The sequence below is a fragment of the Pseudomonas sp. HY2-MNA-CIBAN-0224 genome (assembly GCF_040310285.1).
GTDB classification, from domain to species: Bacteria; Pseudomonadota; Gammaproteobacteria; order Pseudomonadales; family Pseudomonadaceae; genus Aquipseudomonas; species Aquipseudomonas helleri.
The window spans coordinates 1-25874 of the sequence record NZ_JBEOPQ010000024.1 but is presented as its reverse complement, the minus strand read 5'-3'; the positions used below and the strand labels follow the sequence as shown (position 1 = coordinate 25874).

General features: G+C 56.3%; 25 protein-coding genes. 10 read left to right on the top strand and 15 right to left on the bottom strand.

Annotated elements, in window-relative coordinates; translation table 11 throughout:
• Positions 1–39: 39 nt before the first annotated feature.
• Complete coding sequence (locus AAEZ03_RS13065) at positions 40–369, bottom strand: hypothetical protein (RefSeq protein ID WP_126588963.1); 330 nt, start codon at positions 367–369, stop codon at positions 40–42.
• A 283-nt stretch (positions 370–652) separates the two neighbouring features.
• On the opposite strand from AAEZ03_RS13065, the gene AAEZ03_RS13060 reads away from it, so the two are divergent.
• Positions 653–922 carry a hypothetical protein gene (locus AAEZ03_RS13060; RefSeq protein ID WP_126588962.1) on the top strand — a complete coding sequence of 90 codons (270 nt, stop codon included), beginning with the start codon at positions 653–655 and terminating at the stop codon, positions 920–922.
• A gap of 93 nt (positions 923–1015) precedes the next feature.
• Here the strand turns inward: AAEZ03_RS13060 and AAEZ03_RS13055 are convergent, their stop codons facing one another.
• On the bottom strand, positions 1016–1939 hold the full coding sequence (locus AAEZ03_RS13055) for a hypothetical protein (protein ID WP_350579203.1): 924 nt from the start codon (positions 1937–1939) through the stop codon (positions 1016–1018).
• Between AAEZ03_RS13055 and AAEZ03_RS13050 the strand changes: the two genes are divergently transcribed.
• Positions 1932–2252, top strand: a complete 321-nt coding sequence (locus tag AAEZ03_RS13050; protein ID WP_350579200.1) for a hypothetical protein — start codon at positions 1932–1934, stop codon at positions 2250–2252. The two genes, AAEZ03_RS13055 and AAEZ03_RS13050, sit on opposite strands and share 8 nt — an antisense overlap.
• A 298-nt stretch (positions 2253–2550) precedes the next feature.
• Here AAEZ03_RS13050 and AAEZ03_RS13045 read toward each other — a convergent pair whose 3' ends face one another.
• Together AAEZ03_RS13045 and AAEZ03_RS13040 are read right to left on the bottom strand one after the other, a co-directional pair.
• Positions 2551–3969 (bottom strand): YfjI family protein, encoded by a 1419-nt coding sequence (locus tag AAEZ03_RS13045; protein ID WP_126588959.1) that lies wholly within the window; start codon positions 3967–3969, stop codon positions 2551–2553.
• Positions 3970–4036: 67 nt separating this feature from the next.
• Positions 4037–4381, bottom strand: a complete 345-nt coding sequence (locus AAEZ03_RS13040; protein WP_223817932.1) for a helix-turn-helix transcriptional regulator — start codon at positions 4379–4381, stop codon at positions 4037–4039.
• Between the two features lie 397 nt (positions 4382–4778).
• Between AAEZ03_RS13040 and AAEZ03_RS13035 the strand changes: the two genes are divergently transcribed.
• Entirely contained in the window at positions 4779–5900 is a 1122-nt protein-coding gene (locus AAEZ03_RS13035) for a hypothetical protein (protein WP_126588958.1), read from the top strand.
• A gap of 276 nt (positions 5901–6176) precedes the next feature.
• Here the strand turns inward: AAEZ03_RS13035 and AAEZ03_RS13030 are convergent, their stop codons facing one another.
• The 9 genes from AAEZ03_RS13030 to exaC form a co-directional block, all read right to left on the bottom strand.
• Positions 6177–7379 (bottom strand): tyrosine-type recombinase/integrase, encoded by a 1203-nt coding sequence (locus AAEZ03_RS13030; RefSeq protein ID WP_095039838.1) that lies wholly within the window; start codon positions 7377–7379, stop codon positions 6177–6179.
• A gap of 422 nt (positions 7380–7801) precedes the next feature.
• Positions 7802–8557: a LexA family transcriptional regulator gene (locus tag AAEZ03_RS13025; protein WP_350579194.1), complete on the bottom strand. Its 756-nt coding sequence runs from the start codon at positions 8555–8557 to the stop codon at positions 7802–7804.
• Between the two features lie 234 nt (positions 8558–8791).
• The gene (gene ppa / locus AAEZ03_RS13020) at positions 8792–9319 is read right to left on the bottom strand and encodes an inorganic diphosphatase (protein WP_016779241.1); all 528 of its coding nucleotides are present in this window, start codon (positions 9317–9319) and stop codon (positions 8792–8794) included.
• 102 nt (positions 9320–9421) lie between these two features.
• Positions 9422–10234, bottom strand: coding sequence for a M90 family metallopeptidase (locus tag AAEZ03_RS13015; RefSeq protein ID WP_350579191.1), 813 nt, complete (start codon positions 10232–10234; stop codon positions 9422–9424).
• A gap of 13 nt (positions 10235–10247) precedes the next feature.
• Entirely contained in the window at positions 10248–10895 is a 648-nt protein-coding gene (locus AAEZ03_RS13010; RefSeq protein WP_048367677.1) for a DedA family protein, read from the bottom strand.
• A 266-nt stretch (positions 10896–11161) separates the two neighbouring features.
• Positions 11162–11962 (bottom strand): ethanolamine ammonia-lyase subunit EutC, encoded by an 801-nt coding sequence (eutC, locus tag AAEZ03_RS13005; RefSeq protein ID WP_153328183.1) that lies wholly within the window; start codon positions 11960–11962, stop codon positions 11162–11164.
• A 2-nt stretch (positions 11963–11964) separates the two neighbouring features.
• Positions 11965–13365, bottom strand: a complete 1401-nt coding sequence (locus tag AAEZ03_RS13000) for an ethanolamine ammonia-lyase subunit EutB (RefSeq protein WP_350579187.1) — start codon at positions 13363–13365, stop codon at positions 11965–11967.
• A 52-nt stretch (positions 13366–13417) separates the two neighbouring features.
• On the bottom strand, positions 13418–14866 hold the full coding sequence (gene eat, locus AAEZ03_RS12995) for an ethanolamine permease (RefSeq protein ID WP_048367672.1): 1449 nt from the start codon (positions 14864–14866) through the stop codon (positions 13418–13420).
• 201 nt (positions 14867–15067) lie between these two features.
• On the bottom strand, positions 15068–16588 hold the full coding sequence (gene exaC, locus AAEZ03_RS12990) for an acetaldehyde dehydrogenase ExaC (RefSeq protein WP_153333069.1): 1521 nt from the start codon (positions 16586–16588) through the stop codon (positions 15068–15070).
• A 342-nt stretch (positions 16589–16930) separates the two neighbouring features.
• On the opposite strand from exaC, the gene AAEZ03_RS12985 reads away from it, so the two are divergent.
• The 4 genes from AAEZ03_RS12985 to AAEZ03_RS12970 all read left to right on the top strand — a co-directional run bounded on the left by AAEZ03_RS12985 (position 16931) and on the right by AAEZ03_RS12970 (position 21280).
• Positions 16931–18832 carry a sigma-54-dependent Fis family transcriptional regulator gene (locus AAEZ03_RS12985; protein ID WP_350579182.1) on the top strand — a complete coding sequence of 634 codons (1902 nt, stop codon included), beginning with the start codon at positions 16931–16933 and terminating at the stop codon, positions 18830–18832.
• Positions 18833–19024: 192 nt separating this feature from the next.
• Positions 19025–20374, top strand: coding sequence for a UDP-N-acetylmuramate:L-alanyl-gamma-D-glutamyl-meso-diaminopimelate ligase (gene mpl / locus AAEZ03_RS12980; protein WP_350579179.1), 1350 nt, complete (start codon positions 19025–19027; stop codon positions 20372–20374).
• Positions 20371–21000: a flavin prenyltransferase UbiX gene (gene ubiX / locus AAEZ03_RS12975; protein ID WP_048367666.1), complete on the top strand. Its 630-nt coding sequence runs from the start codon at positions 20371–20373 to the stop codon at positions 20998–21000. The genes mpl and ubiX overlap by 4 nt, the downstream gene beginning before the upstream one ends.
• Positions 20993–21280 (top strand): YceK/YidQ family lipoprotein, encoded by a 288-nt coding sequence (locus AAEZ03_RS12970; protein WP_048367664.1) that lies wholly within the window; start codon positions 20993–20995, stop codon positions 21278–21280. The genes ubiX and AAEZ03_RS12970 overlap by 8 nt, the downstream gene beginning before the upstream one ends.
• A gap of 51 nt (positions 21281–21331) precedes the next feature.
• Here the strand turns inward: AAEZ03_RS12970 and AAEZ03_RS12965 are convergent, their stop codons facing one another.
• Together AAEZ03_RS12965 and AAEZ03_RS12960 are read right to left on the bottom strand one after the other, a co-directional pair.
• Entirely contained in the window at positions 21332–21973 is a 642-nt protein-coding gene (locus AAEZ03_RS12965) for an oxidoreductase (protein WP_048367662.1), read from the bottom strand.
• 61 nt (positions 21974–22034) lie between these two features.
• On the bottom strand, positions 22035–23717 hold the full coding sequence (locus AAEZ03_RS12960) for a C13 family peptidase (RefSeq protein WP_350579174.1): 1683 nt from the start codon (positions 23715–23717) through the stop codon (positions 22035–22037).
• A gap of 185 nt (positions 23718–23902) precedes the next feature.
• On the opposite strand from AAEZ03_RS12960, the gene AAEZ03_RS12955 reads away from it, so the two are divergent.
• From AAEZ03_RS12955 to AAEZ03_RS12945, 3 genes are read left to right on the top strand one after another with little or no spacing between them, the layout of a single operon-like run.
• A complete protein-coding gene (locus tag AAEZ03_RS12955) occupies positions 23903–24265 on the top strand; it encodes a CidA/LrgA family protein (RefSeq protein WP_123751704.1) in 363 nt (120 codons plus the stop codon).
• Complete coding sequence (locus AAEZ03_RS12950) at positions 24262–24978, top strand: LrgB family protein (protein ID WP_123751705.1); 717 nt, start codon at positions 24262–24264, stop codon at positions 24976–24978. The genes AAEZ03_RS12955 and AAEZ03_RS12950 overlap by 4 nt, the downstream gene beginning before the upstream one ends.
• Positions 24979–24988: 10 nt before the next feature.
• On the top strand, positions 24989–25579 hold the full coding sequence (locus tag AAEZ03_RS12945; protein WP_123751706.1) for an LON peptidase substrate-binding domain-containing protein: 591 nt from the start codon (positions 24989–24991) through the stop codon (positions 25577–25579).
• Positions 25580–25874 lie beyond the last annotated feature (295 nt).

The following is a 25874-nucleotide window of genomic DNA, read 5'->3' as shown; positions in this document are numbered from 1 at the left end:
GTCCGGACGATATGGATTGAAATGTGTGGTGCGGCCAGATCAGGCCGGTAGATTGAAGCGGTGACCGCAGAGCAAGCAGAGGTTGTGGGCCAATACGTGGCGGTCAAGCGTATCGCCCAGCTGTGCGCCGAGAGCACAACCACCAACCCCGCCGGCCAGGCCGCCGAGGATGGCACCTGATACATAGCCGAGCGTGATGCCGAAAGGTCCAGCGATAGTGCCAACCAACGCACCAGCTTGGCCTCCGGCCAGTGCAGCGCTGACGCCACGCGCAACACCGCCTACTGTGCCGATGGCCGCGCCAACTTTCATGGCTTGATGGAATGAAGCAACTTTGGGTGAGTGACAGCGAGGGCAGTGCAATGACATGGGTCGAACCTTCTTGGTGGTGATGTCATTGCAGTTATGTGTGGTTGAGATTTTTTTGAATCGAAAACCTCAACAATCGAGCCCTTGTAATCGGGCTATGGTCAGTAATAAGATTCACCAACGCTTGAGTGCGTGTGGTGCCTGAGCAACCACGGCTGAGCAGTTGCCTCCTCAGTTGATCAGCTCAAAGGACCTTGCCCTCTCTCTCCAAATCCCTGCTGACCATGACCTGTTGCCTGAGGCAGCACGGTGCTTTGTTGCCGTGGCTTTATTGGAGAGAGCTATGAATATGCCTGATTTGTTGCGTGCATCGCGTGACGTCCATGTCCTGACTGAGAAGCCGAACACCGAAGACTGGGGTTCTGAGCGCTTCTGGTCCATGCGAATCGAAGGCCTTCATCACGACCACATCCGTGGTGCTGTAGACGAGCTGCGCAGTCGTTGGTCGCGGCCCATTCCCAAGCAGATTGCGCGCTCCGTCAAATCGGTTGCGCTACAGGACGCACTTGCCCGCACCCTCGGTGCGCAGTCCGCTTCGCAGATTATCCATTGAGTGGCCCCATGGGGCCCCTCAATGGAAGTAGAAAAGGTCATTCGCTAAAAGGCGTTGATTGCTTCAATGTGGCATTCCGGCCTCACTGTAGAGTTAACGCCGCTTCCCTTCGCTACACCAGTCTTTCCACTCACCAGGCCAATTGGCTGCCGTTCCACCTTCGGCGTAATGACGCGATTCTGCATCGTGCTCCAGCTTTTCCGCCCAAGTGCCGGTTGCAAAGTACAAATGCCCGTCCAGCTTGCTCCGGTCCATAGCCTTGGGGACTTCGTCCTTATTAAAGAACGGGTAAAGCGGATTGGAGGAAAACTCCTTGTCGCGCTGATCACGAACAACCCAGTCAAAAGCGCCGTTAGCACCTTTCAGGAATATAAGGTTGGCATTTCCTGGAACTGGTAATACGTCCACCCAGCCATCATCGGAGCCTTCAATTTCTTTACGGAACAGCCGGAACAGCTGCAGCTCAAACGCCAGATCTTCTTCGGACATGTTGTAACTGCGCATCACCGGCTTACCCACTGCCGGCTCCATCAGATTGCTGCCCATCATGTTGTACATGCAGCCGATGAACTCACTTACCGCGTTGAGCATCAACATCCGGCCGGTCATATCGAGGTAGTCGAGACCGCAGCCATCCTGCATGTACTCTGCACGCATGAGGATTTTGTCCTCATGCTGCTCACAAAAAGCGTATCGCTGCTGGTCTGTCCAAAATGTGCGGCCAGCTACTTGGTCAAAATCCAGACGACCGTACGCGCGCGGAGCGAACAGGCAAGAACCCACCCCGGTAAAGATCCGCTTGGGCAGTGCCAGACCGGAGTTGAACAACCGATCGGCAACCTGCTGCGCCGCTAGAGCACCAACCATTCTTGGCGAATACGACCACTTAATGAGATCAGTCGGCACCGACATGCCGTGCTCGCACAGAAAGTCGGCAACCCTCTCGCTCTCCGAAGTGCTGGTCCGCGCAAAGACGCAGAATTCGGCTCTGCGATTGAAGGTTAATACAGTGGTCAATGCACTGAACCACCAAGAAGACATGACGCCGATCATGCATGCGCTTATGCCAGACCGATGGAAAGTGTTACGCATGCTGCAGGTAGTAACCAGTGATCTGGCCGTTTCCTCCGAAGACTTTCTCGCCTTCGTCGCTCGCCATGACGCACTTCGAGAGGTGATGTGCGTCGAGGACAACGACGACATGAGTGAGTCGTACATCATGGTCGATCCGTTGGGACGCTTCTTTCAGAACACTGCCGGGCAGAAGGGTTTCCTATCCCGATTTTCCGTCATTGCAGACACCGACATATTTCCGGTAGCCGCAGTCTGAATGTGCTCATTCCGCCAGGTCGTCATCGGACTCTTGCGCTCAACTTAGAAGTGCCTGCTAAGCAGCTCGTTTATAGCCCTCGCTTTGATATGGGAGGTGCTATGCGCGTTAAGCCAGTTGGTGAGCTCGTTTTCGAGAAAGACGGCCATGAACATTTTATTTCAGCTAGCCAACTGTCCCAGGCTGAGCAGAAAAAGGAGGCTGGCGGCATACATGGGGAAAGTGAGGATTGGTCGGTAATCTGAATCGTATTACAAGTAAAAAAACACCGGCGCAAGGCCGGTGGTAAAGTACTGGATTATAAAAAGCTTCGATTTATTTCAATTCGGACTGGTCTGACTTTATCATTCACAATTATTTTTCCTGAGGCTACTAAGCAGTCTAGTGTGGGGTTGAGTTTCGAAACTGCTCGAAACTTTGATGGGCCTTTTCGGAGGATGTCGTTTTTATCAACCCAGTTAAATATATTCGAGTTTTTACAGTTAGATTGAATCCAGGCGAATAAAATTTCTGAATCACTGATGATCTTGGGCATAAATGTAAATTCATTTCGAAAGGTTTTGGAGCATTCGAGAACAATTTTTTCTGCCGCTTGAAGCTCTTCTAGGGTGATAAGCCCTTCGCCGAATTCGAAGTAACGTAAAAGTGCAGCTACGCGAGCAATATTCTCGCTAAGCTTAGATGCATGATCCTTAGATCTTTCATAAGTGCCACCTACTTGCAGTTCTGACTCTATCTTGTTGTATGATTCAGTCCAGTACGCAGCTGCACTAGTTGATAAGCTTATAGTTTTCTTTTCTTCGGAAGTATTGCGTAGGCGGTGCATGCATTTTTCAAGCAGGTTGTGCACCCGCTCGTTATATTTTGCGATAACTGCGTTATTGATGGTTTTGTTCTTTATGAAGCGCGTCCCCTGAGTCGATTCTGGATGAAAAACTAAGGCGCGAGATAGTAATCCAACAGAGCGAGCAAGATCCCCCTTGCCCTCTAGATACTCTTTTAGTACTTCGAGCTGAATCATAATCCCTAAAGTCAATCGTGCATCATGTAGTGAACAGCCTTCTACTGTTGCTCGTGATACGTCTATAGTGCTTCCGGTCCATAATGCATTAATCTTGCCGAAGTCATTGAATACGCCTTTTAAAACCGAAATCCCTTCGCTAGACATCAGGGCTGCCCAAGGCATGTCAAGTCGCATGCCCTTTATAAGGGCTGCTGTAGTGGCGTCTTCGTAAAACGGGTTGAATGCCCGTGGTCGTTCAGGTTTCAGTTCTTGATGGCTTAGTAGCTCACTTTCATGTAATTGGTATTCTGGTTCAGTTTGAGGCGTGTTACTCATGTCTTTGATGATTTTCCGCTTTCGCGCCTCCCAAACTTCCAATTTAATACTCCAGGCGAGTAGTTCTTTCTGGTGTGTGATTAATGCATTCTTTACATATTCTCGAATATACCCTAGAAACATACTCTCGATTGTTGACTTTCTCTCGCCAGAGCTTGCAATGCTAATGATCAAAAGTGAAACTGGTCCGATCATATTCCCTGGTCGTTTTACATCTATTAATGGCTGGCATAGCATTGAAATTGTTGAAAGGGCCGAAGCTAGGGCTAGCTCAAGCGGAGCTTGTGTTGTTTCGGCTACTTCAAAAATAAATTCTTTCAGTAGGGGGAACTTATCAAGTGCTGAGAGGATTGTTTTATTTGTGGTTTCTTGGTTCATATCTGTGTCTCTATAAGGTTCTATTTGCGGTGTTTTTCAAAGCTTCATGTATTGAATTTATTGATAGTCAGTCGCGACTGTCGAGCCATGCCATGATTGATTCCAATCGCCAGCCGACTGCTCCTCCACTGCTTCGCCCGGATAGCCGAACTTGTTTTGGAAAGGATGGGTCATGCCGTGGTGAGCTTGGGTTTAGCCAGTCGTAAATGCAGGAGCGAGAGATCGATAGCATCTCAGTAAGTTGGCTTAATCGAATTATTTTAGATTTTGATAGTTCCTCTTTATGCGTTTTTGTTTGATTTAGGTGCTGCTCGGATAACGAGTTGTGCGTGTTTGTATAACGCTCACCTTGATGAAGGGTGCTTTTATGCTTTTTAACTGCCATTGCCTCTAATGCGTGTTTGTCAGCCATTTTTTTGCCTCCGATTTGGTGAGGCGATGCTATGCCTGTGCTGGACCCAGTTCACGGTTTCTGCTTAGCGGTTTTTTTTTACCTGCAAGCTGTTTTGTTGATTAATTTTCCTGTGTGTGATGAGGGCTTTTCAGCCTGCATGTAACGACTAGGGGTGGGATGAAAGGTAATTACTTCTAAAAATCAGATACTTAAAGCTACTTTCAGTCAGGCCCGTTCGTAAAAAATGACTCTCCCTCAGCACCTAATTCCCGCGACAGCTGCGACAGCTGTCGCAGCTGTCGCGGTCTTGTGTAGGCCCTTCTATTCTCGGAACATGGAAGAAGCCGGCCCTGTGATTGGCCTCAAGGGTCCGGATGCGGTGGGAGGCTGGGTCTACGGTTGAATGGATGGGCTTATGACGTTTGATGTGCCGGATGCGAGCTATTACGGAGCATTAATTACCAATGACTCCTTTGAGATTTTGGTGCGCAAGAATGCTAATACGGGTGAGGGTTTATTTTTAAGATGGCCACATGATTCAGATACCCGGCCAGATCTGCTTGTACAATCATGTTTGGATAAAGAATTTGGTGTGAACGCTCAATTGATTGAGGGTTATGATGCTATAGTTTTTATTAAAGGTGGCTCGCTCGTTAATTTTATTGTGCACTATTTGGGTGGTGATATAGAAGCTGTAGGTCTTCAGTGGGTTACACTAAAAACTGCTTGGGAACTTGTGTTTAAGTTGGAAGACCATGAAGTGCTTTTGTCTGACTCTGCGTCGCTCGGAGTTCTGGATAGATGGATCCGGAATCGAAGGCGTAAAATTGCTGAAGAGTCGTTTGATGGAGAGCAAAAAAAATGGCTTGAGAAATTTGATAGGCTCTGCGATCGCGTGCGTTATGTGCTTGGTAGAGATTCAGCGTGCTATGGTGGTGATGGGCTTTACTCTGAATATATTAAGTCGATAATCAGTTCGGCTATATCAACTATGAAGGAGCAGGAAGATTTAGATTTATATTTGAATGATTTGTTCGGTCGGACAAGTAAGCCTGGTAGGAGTGCGGCCCGAGAGGCGGATCTGATTCAAGCGATACACGTTAGCTTGGCGCTTTCCAGTCTTGATTTATATAATGCAGAATATACTAATCATGTTAAGGAGTGTAGGCGTGTTCTAGGGTTTTTAGTTGCGCTAGAAAATATTTACGGTAGTAGTTCGTTAGAGATAAGGCGTCGTGCTATTGAGGGTGGGAATGGGCGTTGGCGAGGCCATGATAAAGCTGGTCGTATCAAGTCTGATCAAATTAAGGTAGGTCAGGTTAAAAGCATAGAGTCCGCCATCCTTAAAGTTCTTGAGGATAAGAAATTATATCGGAAATCAGATCGGGTAGATGTGATAGCTGGAAAGATAGCTGGTGCTGTGCAAGGCGAAATTTCAACCCTGGGCCTGGGTGATTTTTTCGTGGATAAGGATTTGCAGCTTTTTATCTGGCATTTTATAAGTGAAAACAAGGTTGCGAGGGGGTTGATAAAGTAAAGGTTTAGTGGGGTGTTTCATTGGTTTGGCTATGCCTTTGATAAGTTCTTCTGGTTTTATTTTCTTCTGTATGGCTAAGGCGTATTTCGTCTTATTTTGTAGGAGTACTTTGTTATTATTCTTGCGCCGGTTTTGCCGGCATATTGGGGGGCCATTGTTCGTCTTTCAGAAAAAAGGCCTCTGCCTTGGTGCTGTGGTTACTAAATACTCTGTCGTCTGATTCGCGTTTCTTGTCTTTTATGAAATTTGATTTTGGGTCACTGTATTTTCTAAGGGTTATAATGTTTTTGTGCTCAGATATTTCGCCCAATCTTCCATTAGTTCTCTGCGCTTTTCTAAATAGTCAGATCTGGAATATGCCCCTTCGGTTTGATCGCGTTCGTCATGTGCAAGTGCCATTTCACAAATTTCACGCGGGTAGTGTGTGCGTTCACCAGCCCAGTCGCGAAATGATGAGCGGAAACCATGTCGCGTAATAGATTTATATCCCATGTCATGCAGTAGGGTGCGGATCGCATTTACATGCATTACACCGCTTTTACCTTGGCCAGGGAATAAGAATGGACTGCCTTCAATACGTGGAATATCTCGCAGGCAATCAATGACTTGGTTAGCAAGTGGTATGACGAAGGCGACGCGCATTTTCATGCGCTCGTCGGGAAGTGACCACGTACGAGCTTCAAAATCAAACTCATCCCAGCGTGCGAATCGCACCATGTGTGCGCGTGCGGCGGTCATGATCAGCAATTGTGCGGCAAGAGATGGCGATGTCATGTTCGCTTTCAATTGATGCATTAGCTTTGGTACGTCTTGCCACGGCATTGCGGGAAAGTGCTCGCGCTTTCGAGCTTTTTTCTTTTCTGCCCGGCTGAGTAAGTTGTCCAGGTGGCCACGCCACCGTGCTGGGTTTTCTCCGTCACGAAGTCCGCGCGCTTTTGCTGCGTCCAGAATTTGTTCGATCTGTCCGCGTACCTCGTCAGCTGTCCGGGTTTTGGTGGTCCATATGGGCTGCAGAACCTTGAGAATGTGTGCTGTGTCGATCTGCTCGGCAGCCAGCTTGCCGATATGGGGGAATGCATAGAGCTCTAGCTTGCGCATCCAGCCTTTACGCCACTGCGCAGACCAGCTCCCGCCGTGGGCTATCCAGTAATCTGTTGCCAGAACTTCAAACTTGAGCTGTTTTGCCTCTTGGGCTCGCTGAGCCTCGCGCAGGGCTTCACGTTCCTGATCTCGGGCGGCAAGTGGGTCGATACCATCTATCAGCTGGCGGCGTTTGGTGCTTGCTTCGAGTCGGGCGCTCTTGAGGCTGATCTCTGGATACGAACCTAAACCCATTTCCCGGCGGCGACCAGCGAGCTGGAAGCGCAGTAGCCAAGACTTGCGCCCTGTGTGTTTGACGACTAGGCGAAGCCCATCTCCATCTTCGTAGGTGCCAGGTTCTGTCAGGTTCTCGACCTGTTTCGGATTTAGCTTACCCATAGTGTCCTCCGCCGCAATGCCATTTCTGCTTGTCCCCCCACTTGTCCCCCCACTTAGTCATCGGATGGGGTTGTATTGCATTGGACTCGGTTGGTTGGGTAAATGGCTGTAGCCCTTTATTTATCTAGGCTAGCAGCTTAGGTTTCGGATTTGGTAGGATTATTTCGGGCATAAAAAAAACCGGCTTGTGGCCGGCTTCTCGGGGGCGGGTTTGGTTTGTTTTTGGCAAACCGTACTCGCCTTCAAATCGGGGCGACCAGCGCGTTGTGCTGGTGTGGGGCATGGCCGCTTTTTGCGGCGGCCCCTGCAATCCGGCCTGCCTGAGCAAGGGGTTGCGCGAGTGGGGCGAAGCATACTGGGAATCGGTTGCATTTCCCAGCACAAATTCCTCTTGTGGCTTCGCTGGTTCGCGCGCCAAGGCTCTATTCCGCCAGTTTGCACGGGACTGGCGGGCGGCGTTTATTGAGGGTGGACCACCAGAATACCCAGCCCAATATCCGTATGCGTTGTTCTTGTATCTGCGCCGCGCCGTAGTGTTCGTCCGGGAACTCTTCGTGGTTGTGGCTGCGTAGGCGTAAACCATTGCTGGGCTGGCGGTAGACGTATTTGATGCGCAGCATGCCGTCATGCTCAATGGCGTAGATTTCGCCGTCCACGATGTGGGTCAGGCTGCTGTCGATGGCCAGGGTGGAGCCGTCTTCTATCCGTGGCGCCATGCTGTTGCCGAGCATGGGCGCGCAGATGGCCTGATCGTGGCCGACGTCCATGGCCTGCAGGATGGCCGCGCTCAGGCGGATTTGACAGTCCATGATCTGGGCCACATGGGTTTGGCTTGAGCCGCTGGCATTTAACACTTCGCTGTAGAACGGGACGTCGATGTCATGGGGGGTGGTTGAGACGGTGTAGGGGTGAGGGCTGACGGGTTGTTTGGGCGCGGTGTTGCGTGCCGTAGGACTAATACTGGGGGCTCCCGGATGTTTGGTGCCTTCACCCGTGCGCAGCCAACGGCTGTTAACGCACAACAGTTCGGCGATTTCGTCCAGTCGGGCCATGGGTATACCACGCTTGAACCAGTTGTTGACGTGCTGCGGCGTAACGCGGCGATTGGCGGCGAAGTCCGAAGCGGATAAATGACACTCCCGCAGGAGGGTTCTGAGGCGATCACCGGATGTATTCATGAATGCGGAGTTTACGGAGAAGACCGCACCGTTTAAATAAACTAAACGTTCAAAAAAAACGGTGAAAAAGAGACATTTCCCTGAGCTAAAAGGAGATTTCTTACGGTATGTCGGTTCTCGTGCAAAACCGATGAACGGGCTGTGTTGCGGGTGTTTAGAAGGCAATAAAAAACCCCGGCAAGCCGGGGTTTTTTGAGTGCGTCGGGCGGGCTGAAAACGCCTGCCGGTGTGCACTTAGCCTTTGTAGGCAGCAACCGATTTGGTGATCTCGGCGCGGGCAGCTTCTGCGTCGCCCCAACCTTCGATTTTTACCCACTTGCCTTTTTCGAGGTCTTTGTAGTTCTCGAAGAAGTGCTGGATCTGCTGGATCAGCAGCGGTGGCAGATCGGTGTACTCTTTCACGTCAACGTACAGCTGGGACAGCTTGTCGTGAGGCACAGCTACTACTTTGGCATCGCCGCCGCCGTCGTCGGTCATGTGCAGAATGCCGACTGGACGTGCGCGGATAACCGAACCTGGAGCAACCGGGTAAGGGGTTACTACCAGCACGTCGAGGGGGTCACCGTCGTCAGCCAGGGTGTTCGGGATGAAGCCGTAGTTGGCTGGGTAGAACATCGGGGTCGCCATGAAGCGGTCAACGAACAGGCAATCGCTGTCTTTGTCGATTTCATATTTGATCGGCGCGTGGTTAGCCGGAATCTCGATGGCGACGTAGATGTCATTCGGCAGGTCTTTGCCAGCCGGAATCTTGCTGTAGCTCATTGGGCGGTGCCCCCGTGTGTAGGCCAGTTTACTTGGCCGATGTGGCCAAAAAGTGGCGGCGATTATAGGCGTATTCCTGCAACCACGTCACGTCTGGCGGTATCAGTGATGTGCACGGTAATCCGGGTGTTCACTCTGTAGCCTGCGTAACCGGGCCAGGGTGTCTTGCCGGTAAAACAGGCTGAGCTGCTTATACACTAGCGGATAGACATGGTGCAGCAGGTCGGGCGCGCTAAAGAAGTACTCGCTGGTGACGGCAAAAAACTCGGCCGGGTTTTCAGCGGCGTACGGGTCTATGGGCGCGTGGTACGGGTTGTGGTGGTCCAGATAGTGGTTGAGGTGGTCGAAGGCTTGCTGCATGTCCTTCGTCCAGTCAGTCACTTGCATGTTGCTGTGCAGCGGCGGCATGCCGTTGGCGGCGCCGTTGAGCATGTCCAGCTTGTGCGCCAGCTCGTGAATGACCAGGTTGTAACCTTCCCAGTGACCACTGGCCAGTACGCCCGGCCAGGCCAGAATCACCGCGCCGTGCTGCCAGGCTTCACCGCTGTGATGGCCTTCCCACACATGTTCTACGCCACTGGAATCGCGGTGGCGCTGGGGGCTGACGAAGTCATCGGGGTACAGGACGATTTCATGAAAGCCCTGGTACCAGTCCAGATCGCCCAGGTTGAGCAACGGCAGTTGCGCCTGAGCGGCGAGCAGCAGCTCGCCTTCTTCGGTCAGCTCGACGCCGGGCATGGGCGTCAGGTGTTTTTGCTTGAGGAACAACACGCTGCTTTCGCGCAGCCATTTGTCCTGCGCGTCGTCCAGCCCGTCAAGAATACTCAGGTGTTGGCGCACGTCATGCCAGACGTCCTCCGCCACCGGGTGCTGCGCCAGAATCCGCTGGCGTCTCCATTCACTCAGCGACCACATTGCCGTTCTCCGATCAGGCTTTGGAAGGGCTGCGTCCGAAACGGCTGCGTACTACACCAATAATCATTGGCACCAACGACAGCACAATGATGCCCACCACCAGCAGCGACAGGTTGGTTTTGATGAACGGTACGTTACCGAAGAAGTAACCCAGGGTGACCAGGCCGCCGACCCACAGGATGGTGCCGAACACGCTGAACATGAAAAAGCGCGGGTAGAACATGCGGGCCACACCGGCCACGAACGGCGCGAAGGTGCGGAAGATCGGCAGGAAGCGCGCCATGGTTACGGTTTTGCCGCCATGACGTTCATAGAAGTCGTGGGTTTTTTGCAGGTAGTCGCGACGGAAGATCTTCGAGTCGGGGTTACTGAATAAGCGTTCCCCGGCCGTTCGTCCGATGACGTAGTTGGTACTGTCACCCAGAATCGCCGCCAGCATTAACAGTGCGCCCAGCAATACCGGGTCCATACCACCGCCCGCGGCAACGGCGCCGGCGATAAACAGCAACGAATCACCCGGCAAAAATGGCATGACCACCAGCCCGGTTTCACAAAAGATCACCAGAAACAGGATGGCGTAAATCCATACACCGTAGTTTCTTACCAGCATGTCCAGGTACACATCGAGGTGCAGGATAATGTCGATAGGGTTGAAATCCATGTAAGGCACCTGTCTTGATGACCCGGCTCAGCAGGTCTGTGCGGGGGAGTAGGTAGTTAACTACAACGAATGTAGTTTTTTCGTACATTCTGGTTGTGGGGGATTATACGGATTGAGACAAATTGTGCTGCTTGAGTTTGTAGCGAAGCATGTATTAGTTCTGCTTGACCAAACGTGTAGGAGCGAGCTTGCCTCGCGATTTTTTGTTTTTTAAAGATCAAAAGATCGCGAGGCAAGCTCGCTCCTACAGAGGGTTTTGCGCGTGATTACGCGTCTTTTAGCAGGAAATTTTCGTTGGGCGCGGCCACGTCCAGGGTCTGTACCTGGGCTTCGTCCTTCAAGTTGACCCCCGACAACTGCCGCCGACAGGCCTCGCGCATCAGGTACGCCAGCCGATGAGCGGCCATGCCGTAACTCAAGCCTTCGAGCCTGACGTTGGAGATGCAGTTGCGATACGCGTCGGTCAAACCCACCTTCGGCCCGTAGGTGAAGTACAGCCCGAGGCTGTCCGGCGAGCTGAGGCCCGGGCGTTCCCCAATCAGCATCACCACCATCTTGGCGCCCAGCAGTTCGCCAATCTCGTCGGCGACGGCGACCCGGCCTTGCTCCACCAGCACCACCGGCGACAGGCTCCAGCCTTCAGTACTGAAGTGCTCTTGCATGCGCGTTAAAAAAGGCACGGTGTGACGATGAACCGCCAACGCGGACAGCCCGTCGGCTACCACCACCACAACGTCGAAGCCGCCCGTGTTGGCCTGCGCGTAGTCGCGTAACTGTTGCGCCGAAGCGTCATTGAGTTTGCGCCCCAGATCAGGCCGTTGCAGGTAACTGTGGCGATCACTGGCGGCGCTGTGCACCAACAGGCTGTCACGGCCCAGTTCAGCAAATTGGCTGCTCAGCCCGGCATGATCAAACGGTAAATGCACCGCGTCCCGCGCCTGGGCGTGAGCAAATTGAAAGTCCAGTTGCGCCTGGGTCGGCATGCTCGTGCCGGTGCGCCCAAGGGCAATACGTGCAGGGGTCAGGCGGCGCAGTTCGAGCCACGGGTTAAGGGTGTCGGTGGCCATGCTCAGCGCCCTCCCAAATGGGCCAGCGCCTGACGGAACGCAGGCGGCAATTGATGACCAAATTCAATCCGGCCATCGTTCTGGGTGAAAATTCCGATCTGGCTCAGCCAGTGTTCAAACTCGGGCGCAGGCTTTAATCCCAAAGTTTTTCGGGCATAGAGTGCGTCATGAAAGGACGTGGTCTGATAGTTGAGCATGATGTCGTCCGACCCCGGAATGCCCATGATGAAGTTGATCCCGGCCACGCCCAGCAGCGTCAGCAGGTTGTCCATGTCGTCCTGATCGGCTTCGGCGTGGTTGGTGTAGCAAATGTCACAGCCCATCGGTACGCCGAGCAACTTGCCGCAAAAGTGGTCTTCGAGCCCGGCGCGAATGATCTGTTTGCCGTTGTACAAGTACTCGGGGCCGATAAAGCCGACCACGGTATTGACCAAAAATGGCTTGAAGTGCCGGGCCACGGCGTAGGCACGGGTTTCGCAGGTTTGCTGGTCAACGCCGAAGTGCGCGTTGGCCGACAGCGCGCTGCCTTGCCCGGTCTCGAAGTACATCAAGTTGTTGCCCAGCGTGCCGCGATTGAGGCTCAAGCCTGCTTCATAACCTTCCTGCAGCACATTCAGATTAATCCCGAAGCTGGCGTTGGCCGCTTCTGTCCCGGCAATCGACTGAAACACCAGGTCCAGCGGCACGCCACGGTTGATCGCCTCAATGGAGGTGGTGACGTGGGTCAGCACGCAAGACTGGGTCGGGATGTCATAGCGCTGGATGATCGCGTCGAGCATGTTCAGCAGGTCGCAGATCGAGGCGATGCTGTCGGTGGCCGGGTTGATGCCGATCATCGCATCGCCATTGCCGTAGAGCAGGCCGTCGAGAATGCTCGCGGCAATCCCGGCCGGGTCGTCGGTGGGGTGATTGGGTTGCAAACGGGTCGACAATCGCCCGCGCAAGCCCATGGTGCCGCGAAACTGGGTAACGACGCGGATCTTCTGCGCCACCAGAATCAAATCCTGCACGCGCATGATCTTCGATACGGCCGCGACCATTTCCGGGGTGAGCCCGGGGGCCAATGCGCGCAGCGTGTGTTCGTCGGCGGCGTCACTGAGCAGCCAGTCACGAAAGCCGCCCACGGTCAAATGGCTGACCGTGGTAAAAGCCTGTCGATCATGGCTGTCGATGATCAGCCGGGTGACTTCGTCGGACTCGTAAGGGATCAGCACTTCTTGCAGGAAGTACGAGAGCGGGATGTCAGCCAATGCCATTTGCGCCGCGACGCGTTCGCCATCATTGGTCGCCGCAACACCGGCCAGAAAGTCCCCGGAACGGGCCGGGCTGGCTTTGGCCATGACGTCTTTGAGGCTGTCAAAACGGTAGGTCTGTGTCCCCACCGCGTGAGAAAAAGTTGCCATACAAGGTGCTCCTTAACGCCAGACGCGGTGCGCCTGGCGGGTTTCTCAGCGACTAGTGCAAGGATTGCTCAGCCTGTTGGATGGCTGCGAATTCCTCTTCCGGCGTACCGGCCACCAAATGGTGTCGACTGTAAAAAGCAAAGTAGGCAATTAATACGCCATAGATCACCGCAGCGCCAATCACTACGCGCGGATCCACCAGGAACCCGGCCACCACGGCCACGCAGGCCAGCACCAAAGCGGTGCCTGAAGTGACAATACCGCCCGGCGTGCGATAAGGACGCTCCATTTTGGGGCGACGAATGCGCAGGGTGATGTGCGCGGCCATCATCAGTACGTACGAAATGGTCGCGCCAAACACTGCCACCAGAATCAGCAAGTCACCCTGACCGGTCAGGGACAGGCCAAAGCCGATAATGCCGGGGATGATCAGCGCCAATACCGGGGCTTTGCTCTTGTTGGTTTCAGACAGCTTGCGTGGCAAGTAGCCTGCACGGGACAGGGCGAAGATCTGACGCGAGTAGGCGTAAATGATCGAGAAGAAGCTGGCGATCAAACCGGCCAGACCGACCAGGTTGACGAAGCTGCCCATCCAGGTCGAGCCACCGTAGGCTTTGCTCAGTGCTTCTACCAGTGGGTTGCCCGAGGTCATCAAGTGGTGGGCACCGGCGCCGCCCGGGCCGATGAACAAGATCAACAGGGCAAAGGTCGCGAGCACCAGCATGGCGCCAATCAGGCCGCGGGGCAGGTCGCGCTTGGGGTTTTTGGTTTCTTCGGCGGCCAGTGGCACGCCTTCGACCGCGAGGAAAAACCAAATCGCATACGGGATGGCCGCCCACACGCCGACATAACCAAACGGCAGGAACGAACTGGCGCCCTTGGCTTGGGTGACGGGGATGTCCAGCAGGTTGGCGACACTGAAGTGCGGCACCATCGCGACCAAAAACACGCCCAAAGCAATGGCGGCCACGGCGGTGATGATGAACATCAGCTTGAGCGCTTCACCGACGCCGAAGATGTGGATGCCGATAAAAATGATGTAGAAGGCCAGGTAAATCATCCAGCCGCCGATGCCGAACAGCGACTCGCAATACGCCCCGATAAACACCGCAATGGCGGCGGGGGCGATGGCGTATTCAATGAGGATGGCGGTGCCGGTCAAAAACCCGCCCCACGGCCCGAAAGCACTGCGGGCAAAGCCGTAGCCGCCGCCTGCGGTGGGGATCATCGATGACAGTTCGGCCAGCGAGAAGCACATGCACAAGTACATGGTGGCCATCAGCAGGGTGGCGATAAACATCCCGCCCCAGCCGCCCTGGGCCAGGCCGAAGTTCCACCCGGCGTAGTCGCCGGAGATCACGTACGCCACGCCCAGGCCCACCAGCAGGACCCAGCCGGCAGCGCCTTTTTTCAGTTCACGTTGTTGAAAGTATTCGGAGCCAACTTTTTCAAAGTCGACAGAGGAGTTGGCTGCAGGAGCCGCATTGGGTTCGCTAGGCATTTCAGATCACCTGTTCTTTTATTGTTTGGAAAATTTGACAGGGAGCAAAGCAAGAGCCGGGCCACCGGCCCGTTTTGTAAACAATCTGTAGCCGCTGCCGCAGGCTGCGATAAGGTCCGCAGGGCCTTCGCCTTTGTTTTCAAAAGCAGGGCCGCTGCGCGACCCATCGCAGCCTGCGGCAGCGGCTACAGAGAGTGTGGGTTAGAAGAAGCCCAGCGGGTTGATGTCGTAGCTCACCAGCAGGTTTTTGGTCTGCTGATAATGGTCGAGCATCATTTTGTGGGTTTCACGGCCAACACCGGATTTTTTGTAGCCACCGAACGCGGCATGCGCCGGGTACAGGTGGTAGCAGTTGGTCCACACGCGGCCCGCTTTGATCGCACGGCCCACGCGGTAGGCGCGGTTGATGTCGCGGGTCCACAAGCCGGCGCCCAGGCCAAACTCGGTGTCGTTGGCAATCGCCAATGCTTCGGCTTCATCCTTGAAGGTGGTGATGCTGACCACCGGGCCAAAGATTTCTTCCTGGAACACGCGCATTTTGTTGGTGCCCTTGAGCAGGGTCGGCTGGATGTAGTAACCGGTCGACAGATCGCCCTCGAGCTTGGCCACCTGGCCGCCGGTCAGCAGTTCTGCACCTTCGTTTTTGGCGATTTCAAGGTAGGACAGGATCTTGTCGAATTGCTGCTCGGACGCCTGGGCGCCGACCATGGTGTCGGTGTCCAGCGGGTCGCCACGTTTGATCGATTCGACTTTCTTCATCACCACTTTCATGAAGTCGTCGTAGATCGACTCTTGAATCAGTGCGCGTGACGGGCACGTGCAGACTTCGCCCTGGTTGAAGAACGCCAGCACCAAACCTTCGGCGGCCTTCTCAATAAAGGTCGGCTCGGCCTGCATGATGTCGGCGAAGAAGATGTTCGGCGATTTGCCGCCCAGCTCGACGGTCGACGGGATGATGTTTTCTGCCGCGCATTTCATGATGTGCGAGCCCACCGGTGTCGAGCCGGTGAAGGCGATTTTGGCGATGCGTTTGCTGGTGGCCAGCGCTTCGCCCGCTTCCTTGCCGAAACCTTGCACCACGTTGAGCACGCCCGGTGGCAGCAGGTCGCCGATCAGTTCCATCAGCACGGTGATGCTCAGCGGGGTTTGCTCGGCCGGTTTGAGCACGATGCAGTTACCGGCAGCCAATGCCGGGGCGAGTTTCCAGGCGGCCATCAGCAGCGGGAAGTTCCACGGGATGATCTGCCCGACCACGCCCAGCGGCTCGTGGATGTGATAAGCCACGGTGTTGCCATCAATCTCTGCCGCGCTGCCTTCTTGTGCACGAATGCACCCGGCGTAGTAGCGGAAGTGGTCGGCAGCCAGCGGAACGTCGGCGTTCAGGGTTTCACGCACGGCTTTGCCGTTGTCCCAGGTTTCGGTCACGGCCAGCAGTTCGAGGTTTTGCTCAATGCGGTCTGCGATTTTCAGCAGCACCAGCGAGCGCGCCTGCACGGAGGTCGCGCCCCAGGCATCAGCAGCGGCGTGGGCGGCATCCAGGGCTTTTTCGATGTCTTCGGCAGTGGAGCGGGGGAATTCAGCGATGGCCTTGCCGTTCACCGGCGAGGTGTTGGTGAAGTACTGGCCTTTGACCGGTGCCACGAATTCGCCGCCGATGTAGTTACCGTAGCGGCCCTTGAATGTGATGACCGAGCCTTCAGTACCGGGTTGTGCGTAACGCATGGAGTGTCTCCTTGGCTTTATTGTGCTTATGGGAGGACGCGCTGTGGCGCTGCCCCATACCGGAGCAAAGGCTGGGCCAAATAGCGCAAGCCCTTGTAAACCGGGGCTTGCAGGTTTTCAGGGGTGGGCTGAAGCAGGGCGAGTGTGACAAGGCTGGTACAGCGTGAGTGACAGGTTGTGTCAAAAATGGCACAACAAGTGACCGACGGGTCAGTTCGAGATTGCAATGCATCGAGCGCAAGAGGATGCTGGCTGTTCGGTTTGGACTGAGTCCCATGCGTCGCACAAGGCTGGCTTTTTTTGCGCGGTGGGGTCGTCGTGACAGAGCGGAGAACAATAAAAATGCACAGTACCGATTTAAATCGGCACGCCCGACAAGTCATCAATGTCATTCAGGGCCGCCCCCAAGGGTGTGACCCTTCTATCGTCCGCTCCTGGCAGCGTTGCCTGGAGGACTACCACCTCGACCCCGCGCAAAACATCGCCCCGACGGTACTGGAACACAGCCGCATCCTTGAGGGACGCGAGCGTCTGCAGCAGGTGCTGCAAATCGCCGGGCACGAAATGAACAGCCTGCACCAGCAGTTATCGGGCGCTGGCCATGCGGTGCTGTTGACCGATGCCCGCGGGGTCATCCTCAACTGCATCACTGCGCCCACTGAGCGCAAAGTCTTCGAGCACGCAGGTTTGTGGCTGGGGGCCGACTGGAGTGAAGCCCGTGAAGGCACCAACGGCATCGGCACCTGCCTGGTAGAGCGCCAGGCCCTGAGCATTTATCAGGACGAGCATTTTCGTGGTCGTCATACCGGCCTGACGTGTTCGGCCAGCCCGGTGTTTGATCCGCACGGCGAGCTGCTGGCGGTGCTGGACGTGTCTTCGGCGCGCCATGAAGCCTCGCGCCAGAGCCAGTTCCACACCATGGCGCTGGTGAACCTCTCGGCCAAGACCATCGAAAGCAGTTATTTCCTGCGCCAATACGAACACCAATGGTTACTGCGCTTTCATCTACAAGCCGAGTCGGTGGGGCTGTTCAGTGAAGGCATGCTGGCGTTTGACGGCGATGGCGTGATCTGTGGCGTCAATCAAAGCGGACTGAACCTGTTGGGCCAGACCCGCAGCGGTTTGCTCGGGCAAGCGGTGGACAGCATTTTCGATTGCAGCGCGGATGAACTGTTCGCCCGCGCCAGTGTGCAGGCCACGGCCAGTTGGCCGCTGCGCAGCCGCGATGGTCGCCTGTTGTTTGCCGCACTGCGTGGCCAGCCTCGCGCAATACCGGTGTGGGTGGCGCCAGCACCTGCGCCAGCGCCAGTGCGGGTGCCGGCGGGCGGGATCTGCTTGGGCGATGAAACCCTGCAAAGTGATTTTCGCCGGGCGCTGCGGGTGTTTGAGCGTGACGTGCCGTTGTTGATCAACGGCGAAACCGGCTCAGGCAAAGAGGCCTTTGCCAAGGCCGTGCATCAGGCCAGCCTGCGGGCCAGCAAGCCGTTTGTGGCGCTGAACTGCGCGTCGATCCCCGAGAGCCTGATCGAAAGCGAGCTGTTTGGTTATCGCGGTGGCAGCTTTACCGGGGCGCGCAAAGAAGGCATGCAGGGCAAATTGCAGCAGGCCGATGGCGGAACGCTGTTTCTGGACGAAATTGGCGACATGCCGCTGGTGCTGCAAACCCGTCTGTTGAGGGTGCTGGAAGACCGCGTGGTGGTGCCGATTGGCGGCGAGCCGCAGACGGTGGATGTGCGCATTGTCAGCGCGACCCACCGTAACTTGCTGGAACGCGTGGCCGACGGCAGCTTCCGCGAAGACTTGTACTACCGTCTCAATGGCCTGGAAGTAGGCTTGCCAGCATTGCGCGAACGCACCGACAAATCGCAGTTATTGGACTTTCTGCTGGCCCAGGAAGCGGGTGGGCAGCGGCTGACGATCAGCCCGGCGGCGCGTCAGGCGTTGCTGCATTTTCAATGGCCAGGCAACGTGCGCCAACTGCGCAATGTGCTGCGCACCTTGGCGGCGTTGTGTGAAGGCGAGGTGATTGAGTTTGACGACTTGCCCGTGGCGATTCGTCAGGTTCCGCTCAAACCGCTACCGCCTTGCTCCGACAACCCGCTCGAAGACGCCGAAAAACTCGCCTTGTTGGCCGCACTGGAACAGCACCGTTGGCACATGACCCAAACCGCCGCGCAGTTGGGTGTCAGCCGCAATACGCTATACAGAAAGCTGCGCCGACATGGGATAGAGAGAAACCTGTAGCCGCTGTCGAGGCACGAAGGCTGCGATGCGGGCCGCAGGACCGCCGTGTGGGGCTGCTGCGCAACCCATCGCAGCCTCATGCTTTGTCAGCGGCTACAAGGTTGCGCGTCGGGTTTAGCCCTCAACGAGAATCATCAGGTGCGAAAAACAGCCCCCTACGCTACCCTTCGCCGATGATTTACGAGGTCGACTATGCACATTCATATTCTTGGTATTTGCGGCACTTTCATGGGTTCGCTGGCGGTATTAGCCAAAGAACTGGGCCATCACGTTACCGGTTCTGACGCTAACGTCTATCCGCCGATGAGCACCCAGCTGCAAGCTCAAGGCATTGAATTGACTCAAGGTTACGACCCGCAACAGCTCGATCCGGCGCCGGATCTGGTGGTCATCGGCAATGCGCTGTCACGGGGCAACCCGGCGGTTGAGTACGTACTTAATAAAGGCCTGCCGTATGTGTCTGGCCCACAATGGCTGGCCGATCACGTGCTGCAAGGGCGCTGGGTGCTGGCCGTGGCCGGTACGCACGGCAAAACCACTACCAGCAGCATGCTGGCTTGGGTGCTTGAACACGCGGGCATGGCGCCGGGCTTCTTGATCGGCGGGGTGCCGCAGAACTTTGCCGTGTCGGCCCGTCTGGGCGATACGCCGTTTTTCGTGGTGGAGGCCGATGAATACGACAGCGCATTCTTCGACAAGCGCTCAAAATTTGTTCACTACCGCCCGCGCACCGCGATCCTCAATAACCTTGAGTTCGATCACGCTGACATCTTCCCGGACTTGCCAGCGATTGAGCGTCAATTCCACCACTTGGTGCGCACCATCCCCGGTGAAGGCCTGGTCATCCACCCGACCACAGAGCCTGCCTTGCAGCGCGTGATCGAGATGGGCTGCTGGACCCCGGTGCAAACCACCGGCGAAGGCGGTCAATGGCAAGTCAAATTGCTGAGCGATGACGGCTCACGCTTTGAGGTGCTGTTTGAAGGCGTTGCCCAAGGCATCGTTGAGTGGGACATGACCGGCCAGCACAACGTCGCCAACGCTCTGGCAACTCTGGCCGCCGCGCGTCATGTGGGCGTGGTACCGAGTTTGGCGATCGACGGTTTGAGCGCCTTCAAAAGCGTGAAGCGCCGTATGGAAAAAGTCGCTGAGGTGCAGGGCATCACTATTTATGACGACTTTGCGCATCACCCGACGGCGATTGCCACCACCCTGGACGGCCTGCGTAAACGCATCGGCGATGCGCCGTTGATCGCCGTGATTGAGCCGCGCTCCAACTCCATGAAGCTCGGTGCCCACCGTGACGGCTTGCCCGGCAGCGTGACCCAGGCGGATCACGTGGTCTGGTACGCACCGCCTAACCTCGGTTGGGACCTGGCCGCAACCGTGGCTTCAAGCTCGGTGCCGACGCGGGTGTGTGATTCGCTGGAAGCGATCATTGCCGATGTGAAAGCCCAGGCCAAGCCGGGCACCCACGTGGTGATCATGAGCAACGGCGGCTTCGGCGGCCTGCATGGCAAGCTGGCGGAAGCGCTGCAATGAGCGGCCCGGAGCGCATTACCCTGGCCGTGACCGGCGCGTCGGGCATGCCCTACGCGTTGCGGCTGCTCGACTGCCTGGTACGCGAAGATCGCGAGGTGCATTTTTTGATCTCCAAGGCCGCGCAATTGGTGATGGCGACTGAAACCGACGTTAACTTGCCACCCAAGCCACAAGCCATGCAGACCTTTCTGACCGAATACACGGGCGCTGCCGCAGGGCAGATTCGCGTTTACGGCAAGGAAGACTGGATGTCGCCCGTGGCGTCGGGGTCTGGAGCACCGGCGGCGATGGTGGTGGTGCCGTGTTCGACGGGTACGTTGTCAGCGATTGCCACAGGCGCTTGCAACAACCTGATTGAGCGGGCCGCGGACGTGACACTTAAAGAGCGTCGCCAATTGATTCTGGTGCCGCGTGAGGCGCCGTATTCCAGTATCCACCTGGAAAACATGCTCAAGCTGTCGAACATGGGGGCCGTGATATTGCCCGCATCCCCTGGCTTCTATCACCAGCCGCAGACCATTGATGACCTGGTGGACTTCATGGTCGCGCGCATTCTGAATCTGCTGAACATCCCGCAAGACATGCTCCCGCGTTGGGGCGAGCACCATCTGGGCAGTAATGACTAAGGCTCTGCTGGCCCTATGGGTGCTGATCCAGATCGGCGGCTGCGCCAGCGTTCGTACGCTGGACGCTGCCAAGCCGGGGGCGCCGATTGTCTATTCCGGTACGCGGCTGGACTGGTACGCACTGCAAGGCGGGTGTTGTGCGCAGGATCGTTTTGGCGCTCAGGCGCCGCGCTATCCGGGGCTGGATTTGCCGGCTAGTGCATTGCTGGACACGGTGTTGCTGCCGTTGTCAGTGCTGACTGTGCTGGGTGTCGGGTTTCAAGCCAGCGGCGGCCTTTGATACCGGGCTTTTATTGCCCGGCTCAGGCGCCGCATTAGTAACTGCCGCCGGTTATTTACCCAGCTTGCGCAGCTCATCCGACTCGACCACCCGCACACCTTTTTGCTCTTCCAGCGCTAAACGCCACAAGGCCCGGGCCAGTTCGCAGGCTTCGATGCCGTGGTACTTGCCTGGAATCAGCTTGGACAGGGTGCCGGCAATTTTTTCTACGGGGCGTTCTTCCTGGCGCTCGCCAATCAGTAATGACGGGCGGGCGATGGTCAATTGCGGCCAATTTTGAGCGCGCAACGATTGCTCCATCTCGCCTTTGACCCGGTTGTAGAACACTGAGGATTTTGGATCGGCGCCGATTGCGCTGATGACAATCAGGTGTTTTGCCCCCATTTCCAGGGCGCGCTTGGCAAAGGCCACGACCATATCGTGATCCACGGCGCGGAATGCTTCTTCTGAGCCTGCCTGTTTGATGGTGGTGCCCAGACAGCAGAAGGCCACCTCTACCGGGCCGCTCAGTTGCGGCAAGAATACGGCCGGGTCACCCACCGGGTTTTCCAGATGCGGGTGAGCCGCTAATGGTTTGCGCGAGGGGGCCAGTACGCGCTTGATGGTAGGTTCGTTGAGCAGGCGGTCGAGCAGAAGCTCGCCGGTCAGGCCGGTGGCTCCTGCGAGCAGAATGTGCTGAGGCGTCAAGTACATGCGAGTTCTCCCTTGATACATTCAGCTTAGTCCTTCTTTGAGGGCTTGCTGTTCAACTGATTTATTGCAAAGCGCGTTTGGCTTGTTGCTGGCGCAGGCGTTGCCAATGGTTCAACACGCCTTTTGGCGCCCACATTTGCGGCTCGGACGCCTCGTAGCCATCAGTTTGCTCACGTTCAGCAATGGCCTCTTTAGCCAGCTTGAAGGCTTTTTGCAGGTCATCGGTCTGGTTCAGTGCCTGGGCAAACAAGGCGTTGCCGAAGTAGGTGAAATCGGCTTCTTCAGAGCAGCCAAATGACACGCGATCGGTACGTGAGGCGGTCATGATCAGGGTTCTTTCATCTTTGAGCGCGGGGATAAAGCCCCCCGAATAGCACGATGAAATCACAATCACCTTGTCGCGGTTTTTCAACGGCTCCAGCGCTGCGGCGAGTTCATCGGCGGGCAGGTCTGCAAGTTCCAGACGCGGCTGATCGAGCACCAGTTCATGGTCCTGGGTGCCGTGGCTGGTCAGGTAGATAAACACCAGATCTTCCGGCCCGGTGCGCTCGGCCAGGGTTTTGGCGGCGCGGTGCAGGTTTTCACGGGTGGCCATGGGGCGGTCCATCAGATGGTCGCGATGGTTGACCAGGGTGATGTGGCCGCGACTGCCGAAACGGCTGGCGAGCATGTCGGTCACGTAGTCGGCTTCGCGCATGAAAACGCTTTGTTTGCCGTCGCCCGCAACCACCAGGCTGTACAACTCAATGGCCGGGGTTGAGGCCGGGACCGCTTGCAGTGCCTGGTTCAGCAATTCGCCCTGGTTGAGCAGGCCCAGTTCCAGGGTATCGGGCAGCAGGCCGCCCTGGGCGTCGCGAACCCGCTGACCATTGATCCAGAAACCGCTTTCGACCGTGCCGTCACTGGTGGTCAGCGTGCCGTTGCCCTGATACGTGTCGGCGGCAAAGTCACCGATGTAGGTGCTGCCATCAGTCATGCTCAAATGGCCAGGGCCATTGAAGCGCCACTCGCTGAACTGGCCGCGATAGTGGCTGCCATCGACGCCGATCAGTTCGCCTTTGCCGGTCAATGCGCCGTCTTTGAAGTCACCGATCCAGACGTCGCCGTCGGCGTTTTCATAGCGGCCTTTGCCGTTTAACTGGTTGTTTTTGAACCCGCCGGCGTATTGGTCGCCATCAGCGCTGTTGAACGTGCCGTTGCCTTCGAGCTGGCCGTTGACGAAGTGCCCGCTGAATTCATTGCCGGTTGAGTCGCTGCGCTTGCCTTCGCCGTTGGGCTTGCCGTTGGCAAATTGCCCCTCGTATTGGCTGCCGTCGTCCAGTTCCAGATGGCCGAGCCCGGAAAACTCGTCATCATGGAACTCGCCGCGATAGCTCATGCTGCCTTCTTTGAGCGTGCCTTCGCCTTCGCGACGGCCGTTCTTGAAGCCCCCCACATAACTGCTGTTGTGGGTGGTCAGGCTGCCTTGGCCATTGAACAGGCCCTGCTCGAAATGGCCGATATAGACCTCGCCGTTGCTGCCGTGCCACTCGCCCTGGCCGTGCCATTGGCCATTTTTGAACTGGCCTGCGTACCAACTGCCGTTTGGATAGTCGATACGGCCCTGGCCTTGCAGCAACCCATTGACCACTTCGCCCCGGTAACGGCCGCCATCGGGCAGGCGTGCGTCAGGCGGCAATAGCGATTCGCCATCGCCGCAGGCCGTCAGTAGCAGGGTCAAAGCAAGGGGGGCAAGTGGGCGCATAGCGGGATCCGGATAGTTAGGCTGCCGAGTATGCCGAAGCAAAAAAAGCTGTCTATAGGGGCAGATGAAACATGCGCAGATATTGTGTTTTTCAGTACAGCTGGTAGCAGAAAGTGATCCGCTTCGGTGAGCGGTGTCGGGACGTGCTTATAATGCTGCGCGAAAAAGATCGCTGGAGAGATGACATGTTGTTACGCGGCCTGACGTGGCTGGTGCTGTTTCAATTGCTGGGCACCGCCCTCAACCACTTGTTCATTCCGGTACTGCCCGGCCCGATTATCGGCCTGTTGCTGTTACTGGTGTATTTGCTGGTGTGTGGCCAGGTCAGCGAGCCTCTGAACGAAGCGGCCAAAGGTCTTTTGCGTTACTTGCCCTTGCTGCTGGTGCCGCCTGCGGTGGGCGTGATGGTTTATGCCGCCGATATTGCTGCTGATTTTTGGGCCATCGCCGGGGCGCTGGTGCTGTCGCTGTTGATCTCCATGGCGTTCGTCGGCGTGCTGATGCAGCGCTTGCTCAAACCTCACGCCAGCCGTGAGGAGCGACCATGAGTGTTGAATGGCAAAGTGCCTGGCAGTCGGTGATCCATCACCCGTTGTTTGGCATCGGCATCACCCTGGGGGCTTATCAACTGGTCCTCGCCGGCTACGAGAAAACCCGCTGGATCTTTCTGCAACCGGTGCTGGCCAGCATGTTGCTGGTGATTGGAGTGCTGGTCAGTTGCGGGCTGACCTATGACGAATACCGCAAAAGCACCGACATCCTCACCATCTTGCTGGGCCCGGCCACGGTCGCGCTGGCGGTGCCGCTGTTCTTGAACCTGCGGCGAATCCGCCAGCTGTTCTGGCCTATTTTTACTACGCTGGTCATAGGCGGTGTGTTTGCAACCGGGTTGGTGGTGCTGTTGGCGTGGTGGTTTGGTGCCGAGCACATGGTGCTGATGACCCTGGCGCCTAAATCCGTGACCTCGCCGATTGCCATGCTGGTGGCCGAACAGATTGGCGGTGTGGCGGCGCTGGCGGCGGTGTTTGTGTTGATCACCGGGGTGATCGGGGCCATTTTCGGCCCACCCCTGTTGAACCTACTTAAGGTGCACAGCCCTGAAGCCCGTGGCATGGCGCTGGGCATGACGGCCCATGCGGTGGGCACTTCAGTGGCGTTGCACGAAGGCGAAGAGGCGGGTGCTTTTGCGGCGTTGGCAATGAGTCTAATGGGCGTAGGCACGGCGGTCTTTCTGCCGCTGGCCGTGACCCTCGTGGTGTAAGGAGGGTTGTATGAAGCTGCCATTGTTCCCCTTGAGCACCGTCCTTTTCCCGGGCTGCGTGCTGGATCTACAAGTGTTTGAAGCCCGTTACCTGGACATGATTGCCCGCTGCATGAAGCAAGGCAGCGGTTTTGGCGTGGTGTGCATTCTGGAGGGCAGCGAAACCGGCGACATCGAGCCCGATATCGCCGGGATTGGTTGTGAAGCGCGGGTGAGTGATTTCCAGAAGCAGGAAAACGGCCTGCTGGGGATCCGCGTCGAGGGGGGGCGGCGTTTTGAGGTGCTGAACACCGAGTTGCAGCGTGACAACCTGCTGATGGCCGACGTGCAATGGCTGGACGAGATCCCGGAGCAACCGTTGCAGGAAGAGGACCAGGACCTGCTGGCCTTGCTCAAAGCCCTGGCGGAACACCCGATGGTTGCCGCGTTGAACATGAACACTGAGGTTACCGGGCAACAATCATTGGCCAATCAGTTGGCCTACCTGCTGCCCTTTGCCGAAGAAGACAAACTCGACCTGCTGCAAGTGGACGACCCGCAGCAGCGCCTCGACGGGATCCAGGCCCTGCTCGAAGAGATGCAGGGCGAGATGCTTAACTGAGCCACCTCTCTTGTAGGAGTGGCCGCCCCGTCTTCGACGCCGCGCTGTCGCGCAGCAAACAGGCCGCCGAATATCTTCAGCATCCCCCAATCGGTTCCCTCTCCTACGGGAGAGGGCTAGGGTGAGGGTTGCTCTTAGATAAAGATCAAAAGATCGCGAGCAAGCTCGCTCCTACAAGGCCTTTAGAATCAATCACTTATTTTATGTTTGATAAGAGTGGCCGCCCCGTCTTCGACGCCGCGCTGTCGCGCAGCAAACTGGGTCTAGAGTTGAAGAGCGCGCGCGGGGGCAGAGT